Annotated in this window: 12 protein-coding genes; 2 read left to right on the top strand and 10 right to left on the bottom strand. The window is 27.1% G+C overall.

Annotated elements, in window-relative coordinates:
* Positions 1–35: 35 nt before the first annotated feature.
* The 5 genes from fabV to AC4FQV_RS00740 form a co-directional block, all read right to left on the bottom strand.
* Positions 36–1,205 (bottom strand): enoyl-ACP reductase FabV, encoded by a 1,170-nt coding sequence (gene fabV / locus AC4FQV_RS00760; protein WP_491163809.1) that lies wholly within the window; start codon positions 1,203–1,205, stop codon positions 36–38.
* Between the two features lie 206 nt (positions 1,206–1,411).
* Positions 1,412–2,890 carry an APC family permease gene (locus AC4FQV_RS00755; protein WP_491139370.1) on the bottom strand — a complete coding sequence of 493 codons (1,479 nt, stop codon included), beginning with the start codon at positions 2,888–2,890 and terminating at the stop codon, positions 1,412–1,414.
* Positions 2,891–3,196: 306 nt separating this feature from the next.
* Positions 3,197–5,437, bottom strand: coding sequence for a glycoside hydrolase family 31 protein (locus AC4FQV_RS00750; RefSeq protein WP_491163805.1), 2,241 nt, complete (start codon positions 5,435–5,437; stop codon positions 3,197–3,199).
* 47 nt (positions 5,438–5,484) lie between these two features.
* Complete coding sequence (locus AC4FQV_RS00745) at positions 5,485–6,369, bottom strand: ROK family protein (RefSeq protein ID WP_491139372.1); 885 nt, start codon at positions 6,367–6,369, stop codon at positions 5,485–5,487.
* A gap of 242 nt (positions 6,370–6,611) precedes the next feature.
* The gene (locus tag AC4FQV_RS00740) at positions 6,612–8,060 is read right to left on the bottom strand and encodes an ABC transporter substrate-binding protein (RefSeq protein ID WP_491139373.1); all 1,449 of its coding nucleotides are present in this window, start codon (positions 8,058–8,060) and stop codon (positions 6,612–6,614) included.
* A 375-nt stretch (positions 8,061–8,435) separates the two neighbouring features.
* Between AC4FQV_RS00740 and AC4FQV_RS00735 the strand changes: the two genes are divergently transcribed.
* Complete coding sequence (locus AC4FQV_RS00735; protein ID WP_491139374.1) at positions 8,436–8,930, top strand: DUF308 domain-containing protein; 495 nt, start codon at positions 8,436–8,438, stop codon at positions 8,928–8,930.
* Positions 8,931–8,982: 52 nt separating this feature from the next.
* Here the strand turns inward: AC4FQV_RS00735 and AC4FQV_RS00730 are convergent, their stop codons facing one another.
* The 5 genes from AC4FQV_RS00730 to AC4FQV_RS00710 all read right to left on the bottom strand — a co-directional run bounded on the left by AC4FQV_RS00730 (position 8,983) and on the right by AC4FQV_RS00710 (position 17,931).
* Positions 8,983–12,117 (bottom strand): alpha-mannosidase, encoded by a 3,135-nt coding sequence (locus AC4FQV_RS00730; RefSeq protein ID WP_491163803.1) that lies wholly within the window; start codon positions 12,115–12,117, stop codon positions 8,983–8,985.
* A 206-nt stretch (positions 12,118–12,323) separates the two neighbouring features.
* The gene (locus AC4FQV_RS00725) at positions 12,324–13,280 is read right to left on the bottom strand and encodes a carbohydrate ABC transporter permease (protein ID WP_491139376.1); all 957 of its coding nucleotides are present in this window, start codon (positions 13,278–13,280) and stop codon (positions 12,324–12,326) included.
* Positions 13,281–13,296: 16 nt separating this feature from the next.
* Positions 13,297–14,265 carry an ABC transporter permease gene (locus tag AC4FQV_RS00720; protein ID WP_491163800.1) on the bottom strand — a complete coding sequence of 323 codons (969 nt, stop codon included), beginning with the start codon at positions 14,263–14,265 and terminating at the stop codon, positions 13,297–13,299.
* Between the two features lie 395 nt (positions 14,266–14,660).
* Positions 14,661–16,190, bottom strand: a complete 1,530-nt coding sequence (locus tag AC4FQV_RS00715; RefSeq protein WP_491163796.1) for a response regulator — start codon at positions 16,188–16,190, stop codon at positions 14,661–14,663.
* A gap of 1 nt (position 16,191) precedes the next feature.
* Positions 16,192–17,931 carry a cache domain-containing sensor histidine kinase gene (locus AC4FQV_RS00710; protein ID WP_491139379.1) on the bottom strand — a complete coding sequence of 580 codons (1,740 nt, stop codon included), beginning with the start codon at positions 17,929–17,931 and terminating at the stop codon, positions 16,192–16,194.
* 220 nt (positions 17,932–18,151) lie between these two features.
* Between AC4FQV_RS00710 and AC4FQV_RS00705 the strand changes: the two genes are divergently transcribed.
* A complete protein-coding gene (locus AC4FQV_RS00705; protein WP_491163792.1) occupies positions 18,152–18,829 on the top strand; it encodes a DUF624 domain-containing protein in 678 nt (225 codons plus the stop codon).
* The last annotated feature ends 159 nt before the right edge of the window (positions 18,830–18,988 follow it).

Here is an 18,988-nt window from a genome sequence, read left to right as displayed (position 1 = left end):
TAAAAATGCTAGGTTAAATCCTAGCATTTTTATTTTTAAATTCTTGTTATGTCAACTTCTTCTGAGTAATCTACTCCATCTACTCCAAAGCCAAAAAGTTTAAAGAACTCATTTTTAAATCCTTCTGCATCACTTAATTCAAAAACATTTTCACTATTTATTTGTGGCCAAATTTCTTCAATAGCTTTTTGAACTTCTTCATCCATTTCTAAATTATCTATTCTGATTCTATTTTCAGAATCTAAAACTAAATCTTCTCCATAAACCTCTTTAAACATTCTGTATATTTGTTCAATACAGCCCTCATGAGTTCCTTTTTCTTTCATTACTTTGTAAAGAATTGAAATATATAAAGATACTACTGGTATAGCGGAACTAGCTTGTGTTACTAAAGCTTTATTTACAGAAATTATACCTTCCCCTTTTAATGGGCTTAAAATTTCACTAATCTCCTTAGCTTTCTTCTCTAAATCTGTTTTAGCAACTCCTATAGTTCCCTCTCTATATATAGGATATGTTACTTCTGGTCCAATATAAGAATAAGCTATAGTTTTTATACCTTCTTCTAAAACATTAGCTTCTTTTAAAGCCTTAATCCATAAAAGCCAGTCTTCTCCACCCATTACTTTTATTGTACCTTCTATTTCTTCTTCAGTAGCTTCATTTATTGTTATTTCATGGATTTCTCCTGTATGGAAATCTAAAGTTTTACTTGTAAAAGGTTCTCCTATAGTTTTTAATGAAGAAGTATAAACCTCGCCTGAAACAGGGTCTTTTCTCTTTGGCGCTGCTAGGGAATATATAACTAAATCAACTTTTCCAATTTCTTTTTTTATTATGTCAATAACTTCTTCTTTAATTTCCTTAGAAAAAGCATCTCCATTTACTGAAATAAATTTCTTTCCTTCATCTTTTGCAAAGCCTTTTAAGGCTTCTACATTATACCATCCAGCTGAAGCTGTTCTTTTTCCCTTAGCTTCTCTTTCAAAAGAAACTCCTAAAACGTCTGCATCACAAGCTTCTAAAGAAACTATAGTACTTGCAAGACCATATCCTGTTGAACATCCTAATACAAGAACTTTTTTAGCACCTTTTATCTTACCTTTTTCCTTTACATACTCAATTTCATTCTCAACATTTTTTTTACATCCTGTAGGATGTGCAGTTGTACATATAAAACCTCTAAACTTTGGTTCTACTATCATTTTAATATCGCTCCCTTCCTAATAATTACCTTTTAAATTTTAATATTAAAAATTACTATTTTATGTACTTATTATGAATTTCCTTTGATTATCAAAGTATATTGCACTTATCATATTACCATATTTAATATAATTTGTCATTATAATAAAATTATATATCAAAAAAAGACACTCTTCTATTTAAATAGAAGAATGTCTTTTCTTTTTTAATTTGTAGGATTTGCATCCCCTAAGGAATTTTCATTGTTTTTTCCATTTGTTCTTTTAGCTATTTTAGGTAATATTAATCCTAAACCAATTAGGACTATAGGAGTACCTATATTCATTCCTACCCTAAATATCCATTCTCCAGAAAATGCTTTAACATCTGTTGGGAACATACCTAAAATACAAGCAAAGGCTGTAAAGGCAAAACACCACATTCCTATTATTATTGCTAACTTATCATTTTTAACAAATTTATACTCTGAATTAAACTTTCCTTTTACTGCTCTTCTTAACATTATATAAGCTAAAAATACCCATAAATATCTCATTGGCATAACTACAGCATTTAATTTTAATAACCAAGTAAATAATTCATTAAAGTTTCCAATTCCTAAAGCAGGAACTATTATTAAAATTCCAACTAATATAGAAGTCATTATATATCCATTTATAGGTGCTCCATTTTTATTAGTTTTAGTTAAAGCAACTGGAACATATCTTGAATCACTATCTGATAATAAAACTTTTAATGGTGCATCTATAGAAAATACTAAAGCTGAAACTTGAGCTGCAAAATTAGCTAATGCATATAAAATTAATAAAGAATTTCCTAATCCATAATAATTTCCAAGCTTTTGGAATGCATAATAAGCACCGTTTAACATTAAATCATCAGGAACATTATTTGCATCAAACATCATACCCATTGCTACAGAACCTAAAAGTGCTGTAACTGCAACCATTATAGCTAAAGCTATCATTCCCTTTGAAAAACCTCTTTTAGAGTCTTTCATATTATTAACATATGGAGATATCTTTTCTGCTCCTCCTACTGAAAATACTAACATAGCTATGGTAGTAAAGTAGGTAAAATCAAATTTTGGTATATAGGTTTTTATAGATGTCATGTTTGGACTAGCTATTGAAACCCCTCTAATAGCTGGTGCTGCAAGCATAAGTATTATATAAAGTATTGACATAACAAACATTGCAGTTCCTGCTATAGTTCCTATTTTTCCTAAAGAATTTACTCCTCTTGAAGCAATCCAAACAAAAAATAAAAATACTAACAAACAAATTACTTGAATAATTTTAGGGTCTATTTCTTTTATTGTATTTCCATCTTGGAATACAGCCCACCCTAAAGAAACAAGAACAGCTTGTGGTTTTTGAGCTAAGTAAGGTACATGAACTACCCAATAAGTCCAACCAGCTAAGTAAGCTAAAGTAGGTCCCATAGTTTTTCCAATCCAAGAACTTACTCCTCCACTACTATCTCTAAATGTTGAGCCTAATTCCCCAACCATAAGAGCATAAGGTACAAAATATAGGGCTATTATTAATATCCAAGAAGTTACTACTGTTAACCCTTGTGTAGCAAAGTTATTTACTACATTACCAAAGCCCCAAACAGATACAAAGGCCATTAAACCTAGGTTGTACCACATAAGTTTTTTTTCATTATTGCTATTACCCATGTTTTTCCTCCTAATCATCAATGGGAATAAAATTTTCTATATTATTTAAAAAAAAGCTTATTTTTTAAAGATTTAATAGAAAATTAATTATAAATTATTTTAACGTTAAATATTACACACTAATTTTAACACCCTATTAAAATTAAAGCAATATAAGTGAATTTCATTCATAATAGCTATTTTCCAAAAGCATCCTAATTTTTCTTTAAATAACTTTAAATTACTTTATTTTTTGTATATTATTAAAATTTTATAAAAAAATAAAGGTTTAAGTCTTGTCTTAAACTTAAACCTTTCAAAGTAAATTTATTTTATTATTTTAATGTTAAAATCCTCTATTCCATATCCCTTATTAATAATATTAAATTTCTCTTTTCCTTCTATAACTTCTATACAGATGTAATCAAATTTTCCCTTTAAATATTCCATAGAAATACCATCATCATTATAAACAAACCCCTTAGCATTTTCACCAAATACTTTTAGAAGAATATCTAATGGTCTTTCCTTAACATTTTTAAATTTTTTCTCATATGTTGGTATTATTGTACCTTCTTTAACAAAAACTAAAATTTCATCTAGCTCACAAGGAAGCTTATACCATTTCCCACCTTGTAATTTTTCATTAGTAAAGTAGTTAAACCATACTCCCTTTGGCAAATACAAAGTCTTACTTCTTTCCCCTTCATATAATACTGGTGCAACAAGCATATTTTCCCCTAACATAAACTGCTCTCTCATATTTAAAAGATTAATATCCTCTTCATATTCCATTATCATAGGCCTAAAAATAGGAAGCCCTTCCTTGTGTGATATATAATATAAACTATATATATATGGAAGTAATTCATATCTTAACTCTATAGATTTTTTAGCTATTTTTTCAGCTCTCTTTCCAAAGGCCCAAGGCTCTTGCCTTCTAGTATACATATTCGAATGATTTCTAAATATAGGAATAAAAGGCCCTAGTTCCATCCATCTTATAAACAATTCTTCTCCTGAATCTAAGCCAAAACCAGAAACATCATTCCCAACAAAGGAAAATCCACTAAGACCTAAGTTAGCATTCATTGATATAGACATTCTCATTTGACTCCAAAGACTCATATTATCTCCCGTCCATACTGATGAATATCTTTGTCCACCAGCATAAGTAGCCCTAGTCATTGAAAATCCTCTTTCATTAGGATGCAATTCCTCTTGAGCTTCCTTAGAACATCTACTCATTTCAAAGCCATACCTATTATGAAATTCTTTATGTTCTATAATTCCATTATCACTATTATGAAGACAACTTTCTAACATTGTTTTATGGTCATTATTAAAAACACAGGGTTCATTCATATCATTCCAAATACCATCAATTTTATTTTCACTTATAAACTTTTTAAGTTCTCTTTTCCACCATTCTCTACACTCTTTATTTGAAAAATCAGGGAAAGCACTATCTCCTGGCCAAACTGCTCCTATAAATAATTCTCCATCTAATTTTTTAGTAAAGTGATTTCCTTCTTTTCCTCTTTTAAATACCTCATATTCCTCATCAACCTTAACTCCTGGGTCAATAATAGTAATTGTTCTTATTCCTTTATTCTTTAAATCACTAATAAGAGAAGGTGCATTGTCAAAATTAGGTTCTTTAAAAGTCATAACTCTAAAACCATCCATATAATCTATATCTAAATAGACTACATCTAAAGGTATTTCCTTTTCTTCAAAATTTCTTACTAACTCTCTAACTTCTTCTTGGCTAAAATAACTAAATCTGCATTGTTGATATCCTAAACTCCAAAGAGGAGGCATTTCCATTCTACCTGTTAAATAAGTGTAGTTTTTTACCACCTCTTTAATATTTTCACCTAAAATAAAATAATATTGGATTTGTCCTCCTATAGCTCCAAAGAAAATTCTATCCTCTCTCTCTTTTCCCATGTCAAAATAACTTCTAAAACTATTATCAAAAAACATTCCATAAGTTGCATTTTCTTTTAAAGCTACATAAAATGGTATTGTCTTATAAAAGGTTACAGAGTTATCCTCTGTTTCAGGGTCATCAGTATTAAAATTTTCTGTATAGCATCCCTTTTTATTTAAGTCTCCTCCCTTTTCCCCTAAACCATAATAAGCCATACAATCATTTATTTTAGATATATATATATTTCCTTCTTCATCCTTAAAACTAGGTTGAAAATCTTCATTTATTATATTGCCCTGTAAATCTCTAAAACTTATTTCTGTAGTATGTTTATTTACAAAAGTTAAAATTTTATCTCCCTTTATAATTAAAAAATTGTCCTTATCTTCTAATTCAAAACTTCCCTTTTCTAAATTATTTAATACAGCATTAGTAGAAATACTTTCTTCATATTTATCTCCTATAAAAACCTTAACTATATTGTTTTTAAATATACTTAAAGTTATTTTTAAATTTGAAAAATAAACATTTATATTGTTATCATCAATTTCATAGTTTTTAAAAACTCTTAATCCACCCTTGTAAGATTTAAATTTCATATTTAAATTTTCTCTATAGTTTAACTGTGTCATAATATATCCCCTTTTGTTTATATTTTTCTTTAAATAATAAGTTCATATTAAAAAAGATAATTATATAAAGCTCCTATTAAATTTGAATCATTTTCAAATTTACACTTTTCAACACTTATATCTAAAGTTGCTATATCACTTTTTAATAAAGAAAGTTTTTCATTTATTTTCTTCTCAAAGCCTTCTCTAGAACTTATTGCTCCTCCTATAACTATTTTATCTGGGTCAATTATATACTGAATATTATATATACCTCTTGCAAGGTCCATATACCATAAGTCTATCTCATTAATAACTTCTTTATCTCCCTTTTCGGCCATTTCAAAAACTTTTTTACCATCAAGCTCTTTTTTTTCTATTCCTTTTATTTTGCTTACTCTTTTAACTAATGCATTTGTAGAGGCAACTTCACTCCAAATTCTATCTGTTTTATTTAAACTATCTTTAGTAAACATATAGCCAAATTCTCCTCCATGAAGATTTTTTCCTCTTAATATACTTCCATTTATAACTATGCATCCTCCTATACCTGTTCCTATTACAATACAAGCATAATTTTTAACATCTTTAGCTGCCCCAAGCCATCCTTCTGCTAAACCTGCACAGTTTGCATCATTTTCAATAGTTACTTTTAAGTTACATCTTTTTTCTAATAATTCTCTAATATTTGGTCCATGAATACAAGGAATTGCACTTCCTCCTCCTATAAAACCACTTTTAACATCTACAGCTCCTGGTGAACTACATGCTAATCCTGAAATTTCATTATTTTCCTTGTATAAGTCAACAATATTTCCTATAGATTCAATAAACTTATCTATATTATCTCCCTCTGTTTTTATACTTCCCTTTTCTAAAATTTCTCCTTTTTCATTCATTAAAGCATGCTTTATACTTGTTCCTCCAATATCTACAACTGCATATTTTTTCATAAAAAATTCCCCCAATTTTATTATTTTTATAAATATATAAAAGCTTTAAAAATTAAGGGCTATATCAAAATATAATAATAAAACTTACAAACAATATATAGAATATCTAGAGTGTAATTTTATGATTTATTTAGGTATTACTATTAATCATAAATTTTAGCTAATCTAGCAATTCTTAAAATATGTTTGTAAGTTTTATAAAAATTATTTTAATACATGCCCTTAAATTTAATTAAATTTTATTAGTTTCCGTTAGAAGATTTCCACTCATCTATTTGACTTTGCATTTCTGAAATTACTTCGTCTATTCCAACTTCTTTTAACTTGTTATTCATTTTTTCTAGGTATTCAGCTTCATTAACTGATCCACTATAGATAGTTGATTTAAATTCTTCAAGAACGTTGTTTATAGCAGCAATTTGGTTACTTACTTTTTCAGTATTAAATTTAAATCCTAAAGCTGGTGATTCAATAGAATCATCATTGAAAGCTTCAAACTCTTTCCACTTATCAACTGGCTCGTTATCTAAAGTATAAGTTATGAATAAGTTACCTAAAGTATAGTATCCTACTGAATAGTCTTTTGCTCTATCAGTTAATTTTATTTGAGTATCACCAGTTTTTTCATAGTGTACTCCTTCTATACCGTAGTTTATTAAGTTTCTTAAATATACATCAGTATTTAATAGATTTAAAAACTCCATAGCTTTTTCTGGATTTTCTGAAGTCTTAGAAATAGCTATCATTGAACCTGTAGTAGATCCATTAGTTATGTGAGTTTCCATAATTGGTGAAGAAACAACTTCATAACCTAAATCTTTTGACCATAATACATCAGCGTAAGGTTGTCCATCAGCTTTTGTTACAAGTCTCTTAACTGATTTATCATCTTTAGCTGTAGCTGAGTCTTTATTTATATATCCTGCATCATAATATTTTTGTAATGTTTCTAATTCGCTCTTCATTTTGTCTGTTTCAAACATATTTTTAATAGTTAAGCTTTCATCACCATACTCAACACCTACTGGGTCAACTAATTGATCAAAGTAAGCTGGTGCTGAGAATCCCTTTGTTATATATAAAGGAACAACATCTGGTTCATTTTCTTTAATTACTTTTAACCAAGGTTCTAAGTCTTCTAAAGAATGAATGTCTTTATAAGGTATGTTATATTTATCAACATATTCCTTTGTGAACACCCACATAGGAGCAACTCCTATTTCTTTTTGGTTAGGAACTGCATATGTTTTTCCATCTATTTTAGCTCCTTCCCAGAATCTTTCATCTATTGCAGCTTTCATATCCTTACCCTTAGTCTCTAAAAGCTCATCTATTTCTAGGAAAGCTCCTTTTCTAGCATTTTCTAAGTATGGGTTTGCCCATGAACAAGTAAATGCTAAGTCATATGGCTCTCCTGAATTTATTATAACTCCCATTTTTTGAGTATAATCACCATAATCAATAAATTTCATATCAATAGTAGCATTGATTTTGTCTTTTAAATATTCATTAGCTTTTTCTTGAACCATCTCTAAATCTTTAGGTGCTTGTCCAATCGTGTACCATGTAAGATTTACAGTATCTCCTTCTCCAGCATTTGCTGTTTTATTTGATCCACATCCTGTTAAAGCAACAGATGCAGTTACCATAGCACAAGCGGTTAAAGCTATTAGTTTTTTAAATTTTAACATAATGTTTTCCTCCCTATTAAACCTTCGTTTTTCAATCCCTTAATATCGTTTACACCTCTATTATATAGAGCATTTAAACATTTTCATAGTGGAGATTTTTTATATTTATTTGACTTTCTCTATTTATAAATTTTTAACCTAAGAATCCTTTTTGTTATTTTCTCATTTTTTGATAAAATTTTTCATAATTCTTCTAATAAATACCTTTTCATTCGATATATTATTACTTTTTTTATCAATTCAATTTAAAAGTATTAAATTTATATAGCAATAAAAAAATATATGTTAAATTTAAAACATGAATAATTTTTTATGAGATGTTATTATCTATTTATAGTAATATTTCTAAATTTTTTTGCATAAGGAGTGATTTAAATGGGAAAAGGTAGTAAATTATTTTGCATATTAGGCGGAGTCCTATTAGCAATCGTAGGTGTTTTATTCTTTATTAAACCAATGGAATCATTACTATATTTTACAATAGTAGCTGGAATATTAATAATTGGTTCAGGTATTCTTTCAATTATTAGAGCATTCAGATCATCAAGAAAGGGACTATATATATTAAATGGAATAATTTCAATTTTATTTGGATTAATATTATGCTTTGTACCTTTACAAAGTGTTGATATATTAGTTGTTTTCTACGGTTCATGGGCTTTAGTAAACGGAGTATTCTTACTTGTAGGTGAATTCACTTATAAAACATTTGGATTTAATGCTACAACATTATATTCTGTATTATCAATAATATTAGGTTTATTAATATTATTCGAGCCAATGTCATTCTTAGTTGCTACACCATTTATAATAGGTGTTTACTTCATAGTAATTGCAATCTTTGAAGTTTATTTAGGATTTAAACTATAGAATTTAGTACATAAAAAGGATTCACCAAAATCTCTTGGTGAATCCTTTCTTTTTATACTAATTTAACTTTAAAAGTTTTTATCTCAAAAGGTTTAATAATAAAATCTAATTTATTATTTGAAAAATCAACCCTTTCTAAGTCTCTTTCTATTAAATTACACTCAAAAGCTTCTTTTATCTCTCTTGAAAACTCTAATGTTGCCTTGGTTCTACTATTAAAAAATTCATACATTCTAATTATTAAGTGTTCTGTATCTTCAGCCTTTTTAATAACCTCAATCATTACATTTTCTTTATTTACCTTTACTAAACTTAAAGTATCGTCTAAAAGTCCCTTATTTTTTTCACAAAGCTTTGTATATAAAGGTTGATTTAATTCATAGGCCTTTTTAACTGTATTTCCCTCTTTCCATGTTCCTAAATGAGGATAAATTGAATAAGTAAAGAAATGTTCCTCTTGGTCTGTTTCTGTCCATGGATGTGTTCCTGATTTTAATAAAGTAAGTCTCATATCTCCATCTTGTATATCATGTCCATACTTACAATTATTTAATAAAGAAACTCCAAAGTCTCCTTCTGAAAGGTCAGCCCACTTTTGTCCACACACTTCAAATCTAGCCTCGTCCCAAGAGGTATTGCTATGTGTTGGTCTTTTTACATTACCATATTGAATTTCATAAGTAGCTTCTGTAGTATTTAAATCTATAGGGAAAGAGGTCTTTAATAAAATTTCATGCTCTTTCCAATCAATATAAGAATTAAAATCTATTCTATCTAAATCCTTATAAATATAAATCTTTTGAATTATAGTAGATTCTAAAAACTTTCTTTCGATTCTTAAAGTACTTCTTAATGGCCCCTTTTCAATAACTTCAATACTTCTAACATCGTCAACATTCCACATTTTTTCTTTATAATATATATCTATATCCCAGTTACTATATTCCATAGGCTTATCTTCAAAAGCTTGAAGTCTATTTCCTAAAGCTCCCTCTTTTAATACTTCTCTTTCTGCTCTCTTATCAAATAATGAAACTATATTTCCTTCTTTATTAAATTTAATCCTTAAGAAGTCATTTTCAGCCTCTCTTTCACTTAATGAAACATCATAATCTGAAATCTTTTTAGCTTCTATTAACTTAAAACTTTTATATCCATTTGCAGGTATCCCCTTAGCAAAGAATATTGCTTTTTTTCCATCATCTATCTTTTGACAAATAATTTCTTCTTCTCCATCTAATAAAGCAGGATTTTCTATGTCATATGGCAAATCAAAGGTAGCTATATCATCTCTCTCAAAACCTAAAGAGTTAAATACAACTATGCTTCTTTCTTTTAAATCAATTTCTGATGTTATATTATCTAAAGCTGAATTTAAAAATTCATTTCCCCTTTCAATTAACTCTTTGTATTCTTCCTTAGTTACATCATAAACCTCTTTTATAGATGAACCTGGTAAAATATCATGGAATTGATTTAAAAGTATTGTTTCCCAAGCCTTATTTAAATTTTCTAAAGGATATTTTTTTCCTAATAACATAGCCATTGAATTAAACTTCTCTGCTGATGTATATAGATTTTCGCATATTCTATTATCTCTTTTATTTCTTCCCATGGAAGTATAAGTTCCTCTATGATATTCAAGATATAATTCTCCAACCCATTTTGGAAGTTTATTATTATCTTTTACTCTATCTTCTAACTTCTTAAAATAATCCTTTGCCTTTCCTATTTTAACCTTAGGTGCTCCTGGTATACCTTTTGAAAGTCTTTTTGCATTTTCAAGCATTTCATAAGTAGCACCACCACCACCATCTCCAAAACCAAAAGCAACTAAAACATCATTATTTATATCTTTTTGTTGGTATCTATTCCATGCTCCCATTATAGAACCTGGATGAATATTTCCAGAGTATGTTGTCATAGTTTCCTTAAATGGATCTTGGTCTGGATAAGTTGTAGTTATAAAGTGAGTTAATATTTCTGTTCCATCTATCCCTTTCCACATAAATGTATCATAAGGCATTTTATTAAATTGATTCCATGAAATTTTAGTTGTCATAAAATAATTAACATCAGATTTTTTTAATATTTGAGGAAGTGCAGCGGAATATCCAAAAACATCTGGAAGCCAAAGTATTTCATTATCAACATTAAATTCTTCTTTAAAAAATTTCTTTCCATGAAGTATTTGTCTTATTAAAGATTCACCAGATGTTACATTGCAATCAGCTTCAAGCCACATAGCTCCTTCAGGCTCCCAAACTCCATCTTTAACCTTTTCTTTTACCTTTTCATAAACCTTTGGATGATCTTCTTTTAAAAATTTATAAAGTTGAGGTTGAGAAGACATAAATATATATTCTGGATACTCCTCCATAAGCTTTAATACAGTTGAAAAACTTCTTGCAACCTTCTCCCTTGTTTGAGCTACAGTCCAAAGCCAAGCTACATCTATATGTGTATGACCAACACAAGTAGCAACCATATCTTCATGACCACACATCTTATCATAAAAATTTTCTTCTATATATTTATTAGCAACCTTTAAACTTTCCTTATACTCCTTAGTAAAAGGTCTTCTTAAGTCTATTAAATTTATTGTGTCATTTAACACATTTAACATATCAATTCTTCTTTTGTCTTCTTCATGTAATTTAGTTGAAACTATATGAGGAACACTTAAATTAAAATATAGTCTTCTTGCTTCCTCATCTATGGTTACTAACTTTCCATATAAAGTTGATTTTTTCCCTTCTATTCTTCCTATATGTGCATGTAAATCTATATCATAAACTTCACCTGCAACTGCATTATGAGTTAATATTGTTTCTTGATGATTTACATCTAGACCTTGTATATGTTCTCCATTTACATAAAGAATAAATTGAGGATTTGTTGTATTATCCCAATCTCCTAAAAAAGTATGAAAACTTAAAGCAATTGTTTGTCCTTCAAACTCTTTTGGTACCTTAATAGAAGTTTTAAACCATCCATGACTTTCCTCTCCCCATAAATCTCCTGTTTTAAAATCTATCCACCCCTCTTTTGGTGCCTTTTTTATTTCATCTATATTATCATATTTTCCTGCTATAAATTTATAATTATCTATGTTTAAAGTATTAGAATAAACATATCTTCCTATTTCTTCATAAGTCTTTCTTATTCTTTCTGATATAAATCTCATACTAATTTTCTCCTCATTTTAATTATTTTATATCTCTATATTTTAAAAAAGACTGTATCAAAACTTAAAATAATAAAACTTATAAATAATATGGAGAGAATATCTTGGAATTATTGCTATAAATTCTTAGCTAAGTCCTGTAATCCTCGAAATATATTTATAAGTTTTATTTAAGTGCCTTGACACAGTCATATTATTTTATTTAATTACTCTTTAACTGCTCCAATTGTTAATCCATTTACAAAGTATCTTTGGAAGAATGGGTAAGCAAATATTATTGGTAAAGTTGAAACAACAACTATAGCCATTTTAGCAGTATCCTTTGGCATATTCTTAGTAGCTTCTATTGCATTTGCACCAAGTGATGTTGCATTATTTGCTAAGAATTCCATTGAGTTTTCAAGTCTTATTAACAAATATTGTAATGGTATTAAGTTTGGCTCATCTATATATAACATAGCATTGAACCAATCATTCCAATAACCTAAAGTTAAGAATAATCCTATTGTTGCAATACCTGGTAAAGATATTGGTAAAACGATTCTTAAGAATAATCTCCATTCTGAAGCACCATCTATTTTAGCTGACTCTATAATAGCATCTGGTACTGATGTCTTAAAGAATGTTCTTAAAATAATTATGTGGAATGAACTTACACACATTGGAAGTATAAGTGCCCATATAGTATTTTTTAATCCTAAAAATCTTGTAACAACTAAGTATGAAGCAACCATACCACCTGAGAATAACATTGGTATAAATATTACCTTAGTGAAAAATTTTCTATAAGCAAAGCTTTTTCTTGATAAAGCATATCCATACATTGACATTATAGCTAGTCCTATTAATGTACCTAAAACTGTAACTATAATTGTAACTCCGTAAGAAGTTAAAATCTGACTTCCTGATGAGAATATATATTTATAAGCTTCAAAGCTCCACTCCTCTGGTATAAACTTATATCCATTAACTTGAAGAGATTGTTCATTTGTTAAAGATATAGCTATAACAAATACAAAGGGCATTATTGCTAAGAAAGCTAAAACTGCAAATAATATATTTAATAATACGTTACTCTTTTTTGATACAGCATTAAACTTATTTATTTCTTCTTTTGGCTCTGATTTTTTCTGAAGCCTTTTTTGTTTAATAGTTTCTAACACAAATTACACCACCTTTTTAGAAGAATGCATTTTCTTCGTCTACTTTTCTTACTATAGCATTAGAAGCTACTATAAGTATTAATCCTACAAATGATTGATATAAACTTGCTGCAGAACTCATACCAATATCTCCTAAATTCATAAGACCTCTATATACATAAGTATCTATTACATTTGTTACTGGATATAATGCACCGGAATCCTTAGGTAATTGATAGAATAAACCTAAATCTCCTCTGAACATACCACCGATTGAAGTTATAAACATTATAATCATTACAGGTTTTAAAAGTGGAACTGTTATATATCTTATTTGTTGGAACTTACTAGCTCCATCTATCATAGCAGCTTCATAAAAACTCTTATCTATACCGCATATTGATGCTAAATAAACAACTGTTCCATATCCAACTGCTTTCCATTGGCTCATAAAGATTATTATAAATGGCCAATATTTAGGCTCCGTATACCAAGAAATTCCCTTAGCACCCATAGATTCTAAAATTCCGTTAACATATCCTTTTTCTGGGCTTAAGAATGCATATAAACAATAACTTACAACAACCCATGATAAGAAATAAGGTAAGAACATACTACTTTGATAGAACTTAGCTAACTTCTTATTTAATAACTCATTTAATAAAATTGCTAATGTTACTGGAAGTACTATTCCTAAAATTATAAATACCACATTGTATAAAACAGTATTTTTAGTTATTAGCCAAGCGTCACTACTTTGGAATAAGAATTTAAAGTTATCAAACCATACCCATTTACTACTAAATAAACTTTCAAAGAATCCACCATGAATTCTCCATCTTTTGAAGGCTACTATTACCCCAAACATTGGTAAGTAAGCAAATACTAAAAACCAGATAGCCCCTGGTATAGTAAGTAGTAATAATTCTTTATTGTTTCTAAAACGTTTCATTCTATCTTTCATTGTAAGCTTCTCTTTTGGAAGCTTTTTAGCTTTACTCTTCACACTTTTTCCCCCTTTTGTTGTAAACGTTTCTTGTTATTTTAATCTTATCACCTAAAATCTATTGGGAAAAGTTGAAAATATTTAGTTTTACTGTATAAATTTTAACTACAAAAGTGGAAAAATTTTAATAACAATAGAAAATCCATAAAATATATAATTTATATACTTCTTTATAAAATTCCCCTAAATTAAAGCCTTTTAATACTCTACTTTAGTTTAAAATAGTAAAGCTATTTCTTTTTCATATCCTTAGATTTAAGAAATTATATCTTAGTATTTTTCATTAAATTTAAAATAAATTTCTTATTTTTTATTTGCATAAAAAAACTACACTTAAATTTTAAATTTAAATAAATTAATAAATTTAAGTGCAGCTTAATTTTCTATTTTATTTTCTAATAATTTTTTATATTTCTTAAAGTAGATGGACAAACTCCATAGTATTTTTTAAACTTCCTATAAAAATAACTTGTATCTAAATATCCTACCTTTTTAGCTATATCATTTATTTTCATATTTGTGTTTAATATAAGTTCTTTAGCCTTCATATTTTTTGTTTTATTTAAATATTCTGAAAAAGAACAACCAACTTCTTTAGTAAATATTTGTCCTAAGTAAGAAGTATTTATATGATATTTTTGAGCTAAGGTTTTAAGACTAACCTCCTCATAATAATTTTCATTTACGTAGCTTATTATTTGCTGAATTACAGGACTATATTTTATAGTTGTAGGGTGCATAAGCTCTATAACTTCTCTAATTTCACTACATAATAAAGTTTTAATATTTTCCCTTGTATCCTCTCCACAAAGGGCAACAATTTCCTCGCCTAAGCTATTTCCAGTATATTGTTTTAAAACCTTAAATTCTTCTACAATACCATCTAGTAAAAATAGAATCTTTACAGATAAATCATATATATTTCTTGGATTTAAATTCTTGTCTTCTACAGTTTCCTCTATAATCTTTTCTGCACCCTCTATATCCTTTGCTATTATTCTTTTATTTATTTTATCTAAAACTTCAGTAAAGTTTACATTATTTTCGTGAATATCTTTTACATCATCTTTTATTATGCATTTATTATATCCTAGTGTAAGCACATATTTTTTCAAATCATTTGCTTCTTTATAACTTTTATTAATATCCTTAAGTTCTAAAGCTAAATCACCAACACTAAGAAATACTTCTATTCCATATTCATTTATTATTTCTTCTTTAATTTTTTCATAATAATTTTTTATTTCTTTTTTATCTAAAACCTTTTTCCATGAATTTATAAGTATTATTTCTTCATCTAAAGTGTATATTATCTCAAAGTCTTTTTTAAAATTTCTTTTTATAATGTCAACTATATTGTTTAAAATTTCTCCATTATCATATATACTTTTAGTATTTATTATACATAAAGAATAAAGTTCTTCCTCTAAACTTATATCTAAATTATCTTTATTTTCAAAGATTTCATCTTTAGATAATTTACCCTTTATTATTTTAATTAAAAGATTATGCTTTTCTAAGGTTGAATTACCTTCTTTATTCTCTCTTTCCTCATTTAACTTTTCTACGGTTCTTTTTAAAGTTTTTTCTAATTCTTCCTCATCAATAGGCTTTAATATATAGTTTTCAACACCTAGCTCTATAGCCTTTTTAGCATAGGAAAAATCATCATAACCACTTAATATTATAAACTTAACCTTAGAATTTATTTTTTTTAATTCCTTTAAAAGCTCTAATCCTGTAACCTGTGGCATATTAATATCTGTAACTACTATATCCACAGGATTTTCTTTAAACTTTTCTATGGCCTCTTGTCCATTACTTGCCTTGTTTGTAATTTTTAAACCTAAGTCTTCCCACTCAATTATGTTTTCAAGTCCTTGTAAAATTAAATTTTCATCATCAGCTAGCATAACACTATACATATTATTCTTCCACCTCTCTACATGGAAACTTTAAAATCATGTTAGTTCCCTTATTTTCCTCACTAGTAACAGTTAACCCGTAAGGTTCCCCATATTTAATTTTTATCCTTTCATGCACATTTAGCATTCCTATAGATTTTCCTGAGTGGTTGCACTCTATTATTCGTTTATTTATCTCAACTAATTTATCCTTAGGAATTCCCCTACCATTATCTATAATTTCTACAATTATATCATCTAAATGTTTATAGATATATATTTTTAATTCATTATCTTCTCTCTCTAACCTTATACCATGTACAAAATAATTTTCAATTAATGGTTGAAGAGTAAATTTAATTATTCCCTTATCATATAAATCTTCTTCACATTCTATTGAATATTTAAATTTATCATTATATCTGAATTTAAATAACTCTAAATATTTATTGCAATATTCTATCTCTTGTTTTATAGAAACTATAAGATTTCCCTTAACTTGACTTCTAAATAAAAAAGCTAAGCTATATAACATCTTCCCAACTTCTTTATCTCCATTACATATAGCCTTCATTCTTATAGATTCTAAAGTATTATAAAGAAAATGAGGATTAATTTGATTTTGAAGGGCTACAATTTCTGCCTCCCTTTGTCTAATCTCTGCTAAGTAACTTCTTTTTATATAATCATTTAACTTTTCACACATTTTATTAAAATTATCTGCAATAAAAGTTATTTCATCTTTTTCATTACTTACTGGTATATGTGTTTTTAAATCTCCATTTTCGACCTTCTCCATAGCTAAAACAATAGAATCCATTCTACTGCTTAAATTTTTAAACTTTATATATAAAACAATTTCTGCAATTATAAATAAAAACAAACTAACTAATATAGCAGAAATTTTAAAAACTAAAGGTACCTTAGTTGCTTTATTTGCCTTCATTCTAACTACAGTTATTAAGCCATTATTGTCAGGAAGCATATCAACATAATAATTTTCTTCTAAAGAAACCTCATGACTTCCTACTTGTAATTCGTCAAAATAAGGGTACTTTTCATAATCATAAATATTTTCAGAATCATATAAAATCATTCCATCTTTATTTAATATTAAAACCTCTGATGAAGTATCTTTATATCTTTTTATTACATCGCTAATTCCACCTATATCATAGGTTGTCATAAGCATTCCCTCTGGTTTTAAAGAAGCTGAATCTCTAATTTCATTACTTATAGTAAATTCATTTTTATTATGTATAGTTTTTTCAAGATTTTCTTTACTTAAAAACTCATTAGAATTAAATGGATAACTCTTTATCTCTCCCTTTCTATTAAATATAGAAATTTCATTTCTTGAATAACTTACAAAAGATATATTCTTTAAAAAATTATTTAATTGAAAAGAGTTCTTAACAAAGCTCTCTATCCCATTATAATAAAGCTTATCACTTGATGTATAATAATCTAACTTCCCTCTTATATATTCTACTAAATCTACATTTAAATATTTTATAACATCATTTAATCTAAACTCATCTTCATATAGCATATTCATAATTCTTCTTGAAGTATTGCTATTATACTCTAAAGATTCATTTACATCTTGAAGTATCTTATCATTTATATAAAGATTATTTCTTTTTATCTCTTCAGAAGTTTTACTTAAAAAATATATTAATAAAATACTTACAACAGAGAATATAACTATTGTATATGTTATAAATAATCTTTTATAAATATTTGATTTACTAAACTTCATTTAATTTTCCCCATCCCCTTAAATTACCTTAGTTAATTTTTATTAAATCACATTCTTTATAATCTGCAAAGCTTATAAAATAATGATAATTTATGGTTTTTATGTATTTTTTATGGTTTCTTTTCGAATTAACGAATATTTAAATTGTTTTTATTTATCACTTATCATAAACTATAATTACATTATTTAAACCATTACATTATTTTATGGAGTGATAAAAATGAGTGAATTTTTTAATCTTGAAAAAATACTTAGTTTTTTTAATTATATCTTTTGGTTTTTTATGCTTAATATATTTTTCTGCATATTAAATATACCAGTAATTTTGTTTTTCCTTTTTGTAGGTCTTAGTAATATAACTACATATCTTCCTTTATTTTTAGTTTCCTTAATTCCATTTGGGGCAAGCTTTACTGCCTTACTTTATTGCATGAGAAAACTAGTAAAATATAAGGATTTAGATTTAGTTAGAGATTTTATTAAGGGTTTAAAATACAACTGGAAACAAGCTACCTTAATGTGGTGTGGAGAACTTGTTTTAATATTCCTTTTAAGCTTTAATTTAAGAATTTTCTCTACAGTTTACTATAGTTTTCCTTTAGCTTGTTTATTTATAGTTTTAATGGTTTTAACCCTATTAACTACAACTTACATTTTTGTATTAATATCAAGATTTTCAATGAGTTCAATGGAAATTTTAAGAGCTAGCGTAATTTTAACTTTTACTAAACCTATGCTTTCTATTGGTAATATAGTTATATTTTTATTTTCCCTTATGCTATTTGAAATAAGTCCTGGAACTACAGTACTTTTCATGGCTAGCATAGTTTCATATTTAATTATGTTTTTAAATAGAAATCTTTTAAAAAGTTTAGAAAGCCAAAGCGCTACTGCTTAAAAATAAATAGTTTATAAACTAATTTTAAATAAAACTTGTAAAGTTATTCAAAGAAATTTTTATGAAATTTTTAATAACTTTACAAGTTTTTTAGTTATATAAGTATTAAATTATTTAATTTTTACAAAGCTTACATAAAGCACTAATATTCCTGTATAA

Source organism: Clostridium sp. TJA038, assembly GCF_058310255.1.
This window is presented reverse-complemented; position numbering and strand designations above follow the sequence as displayed.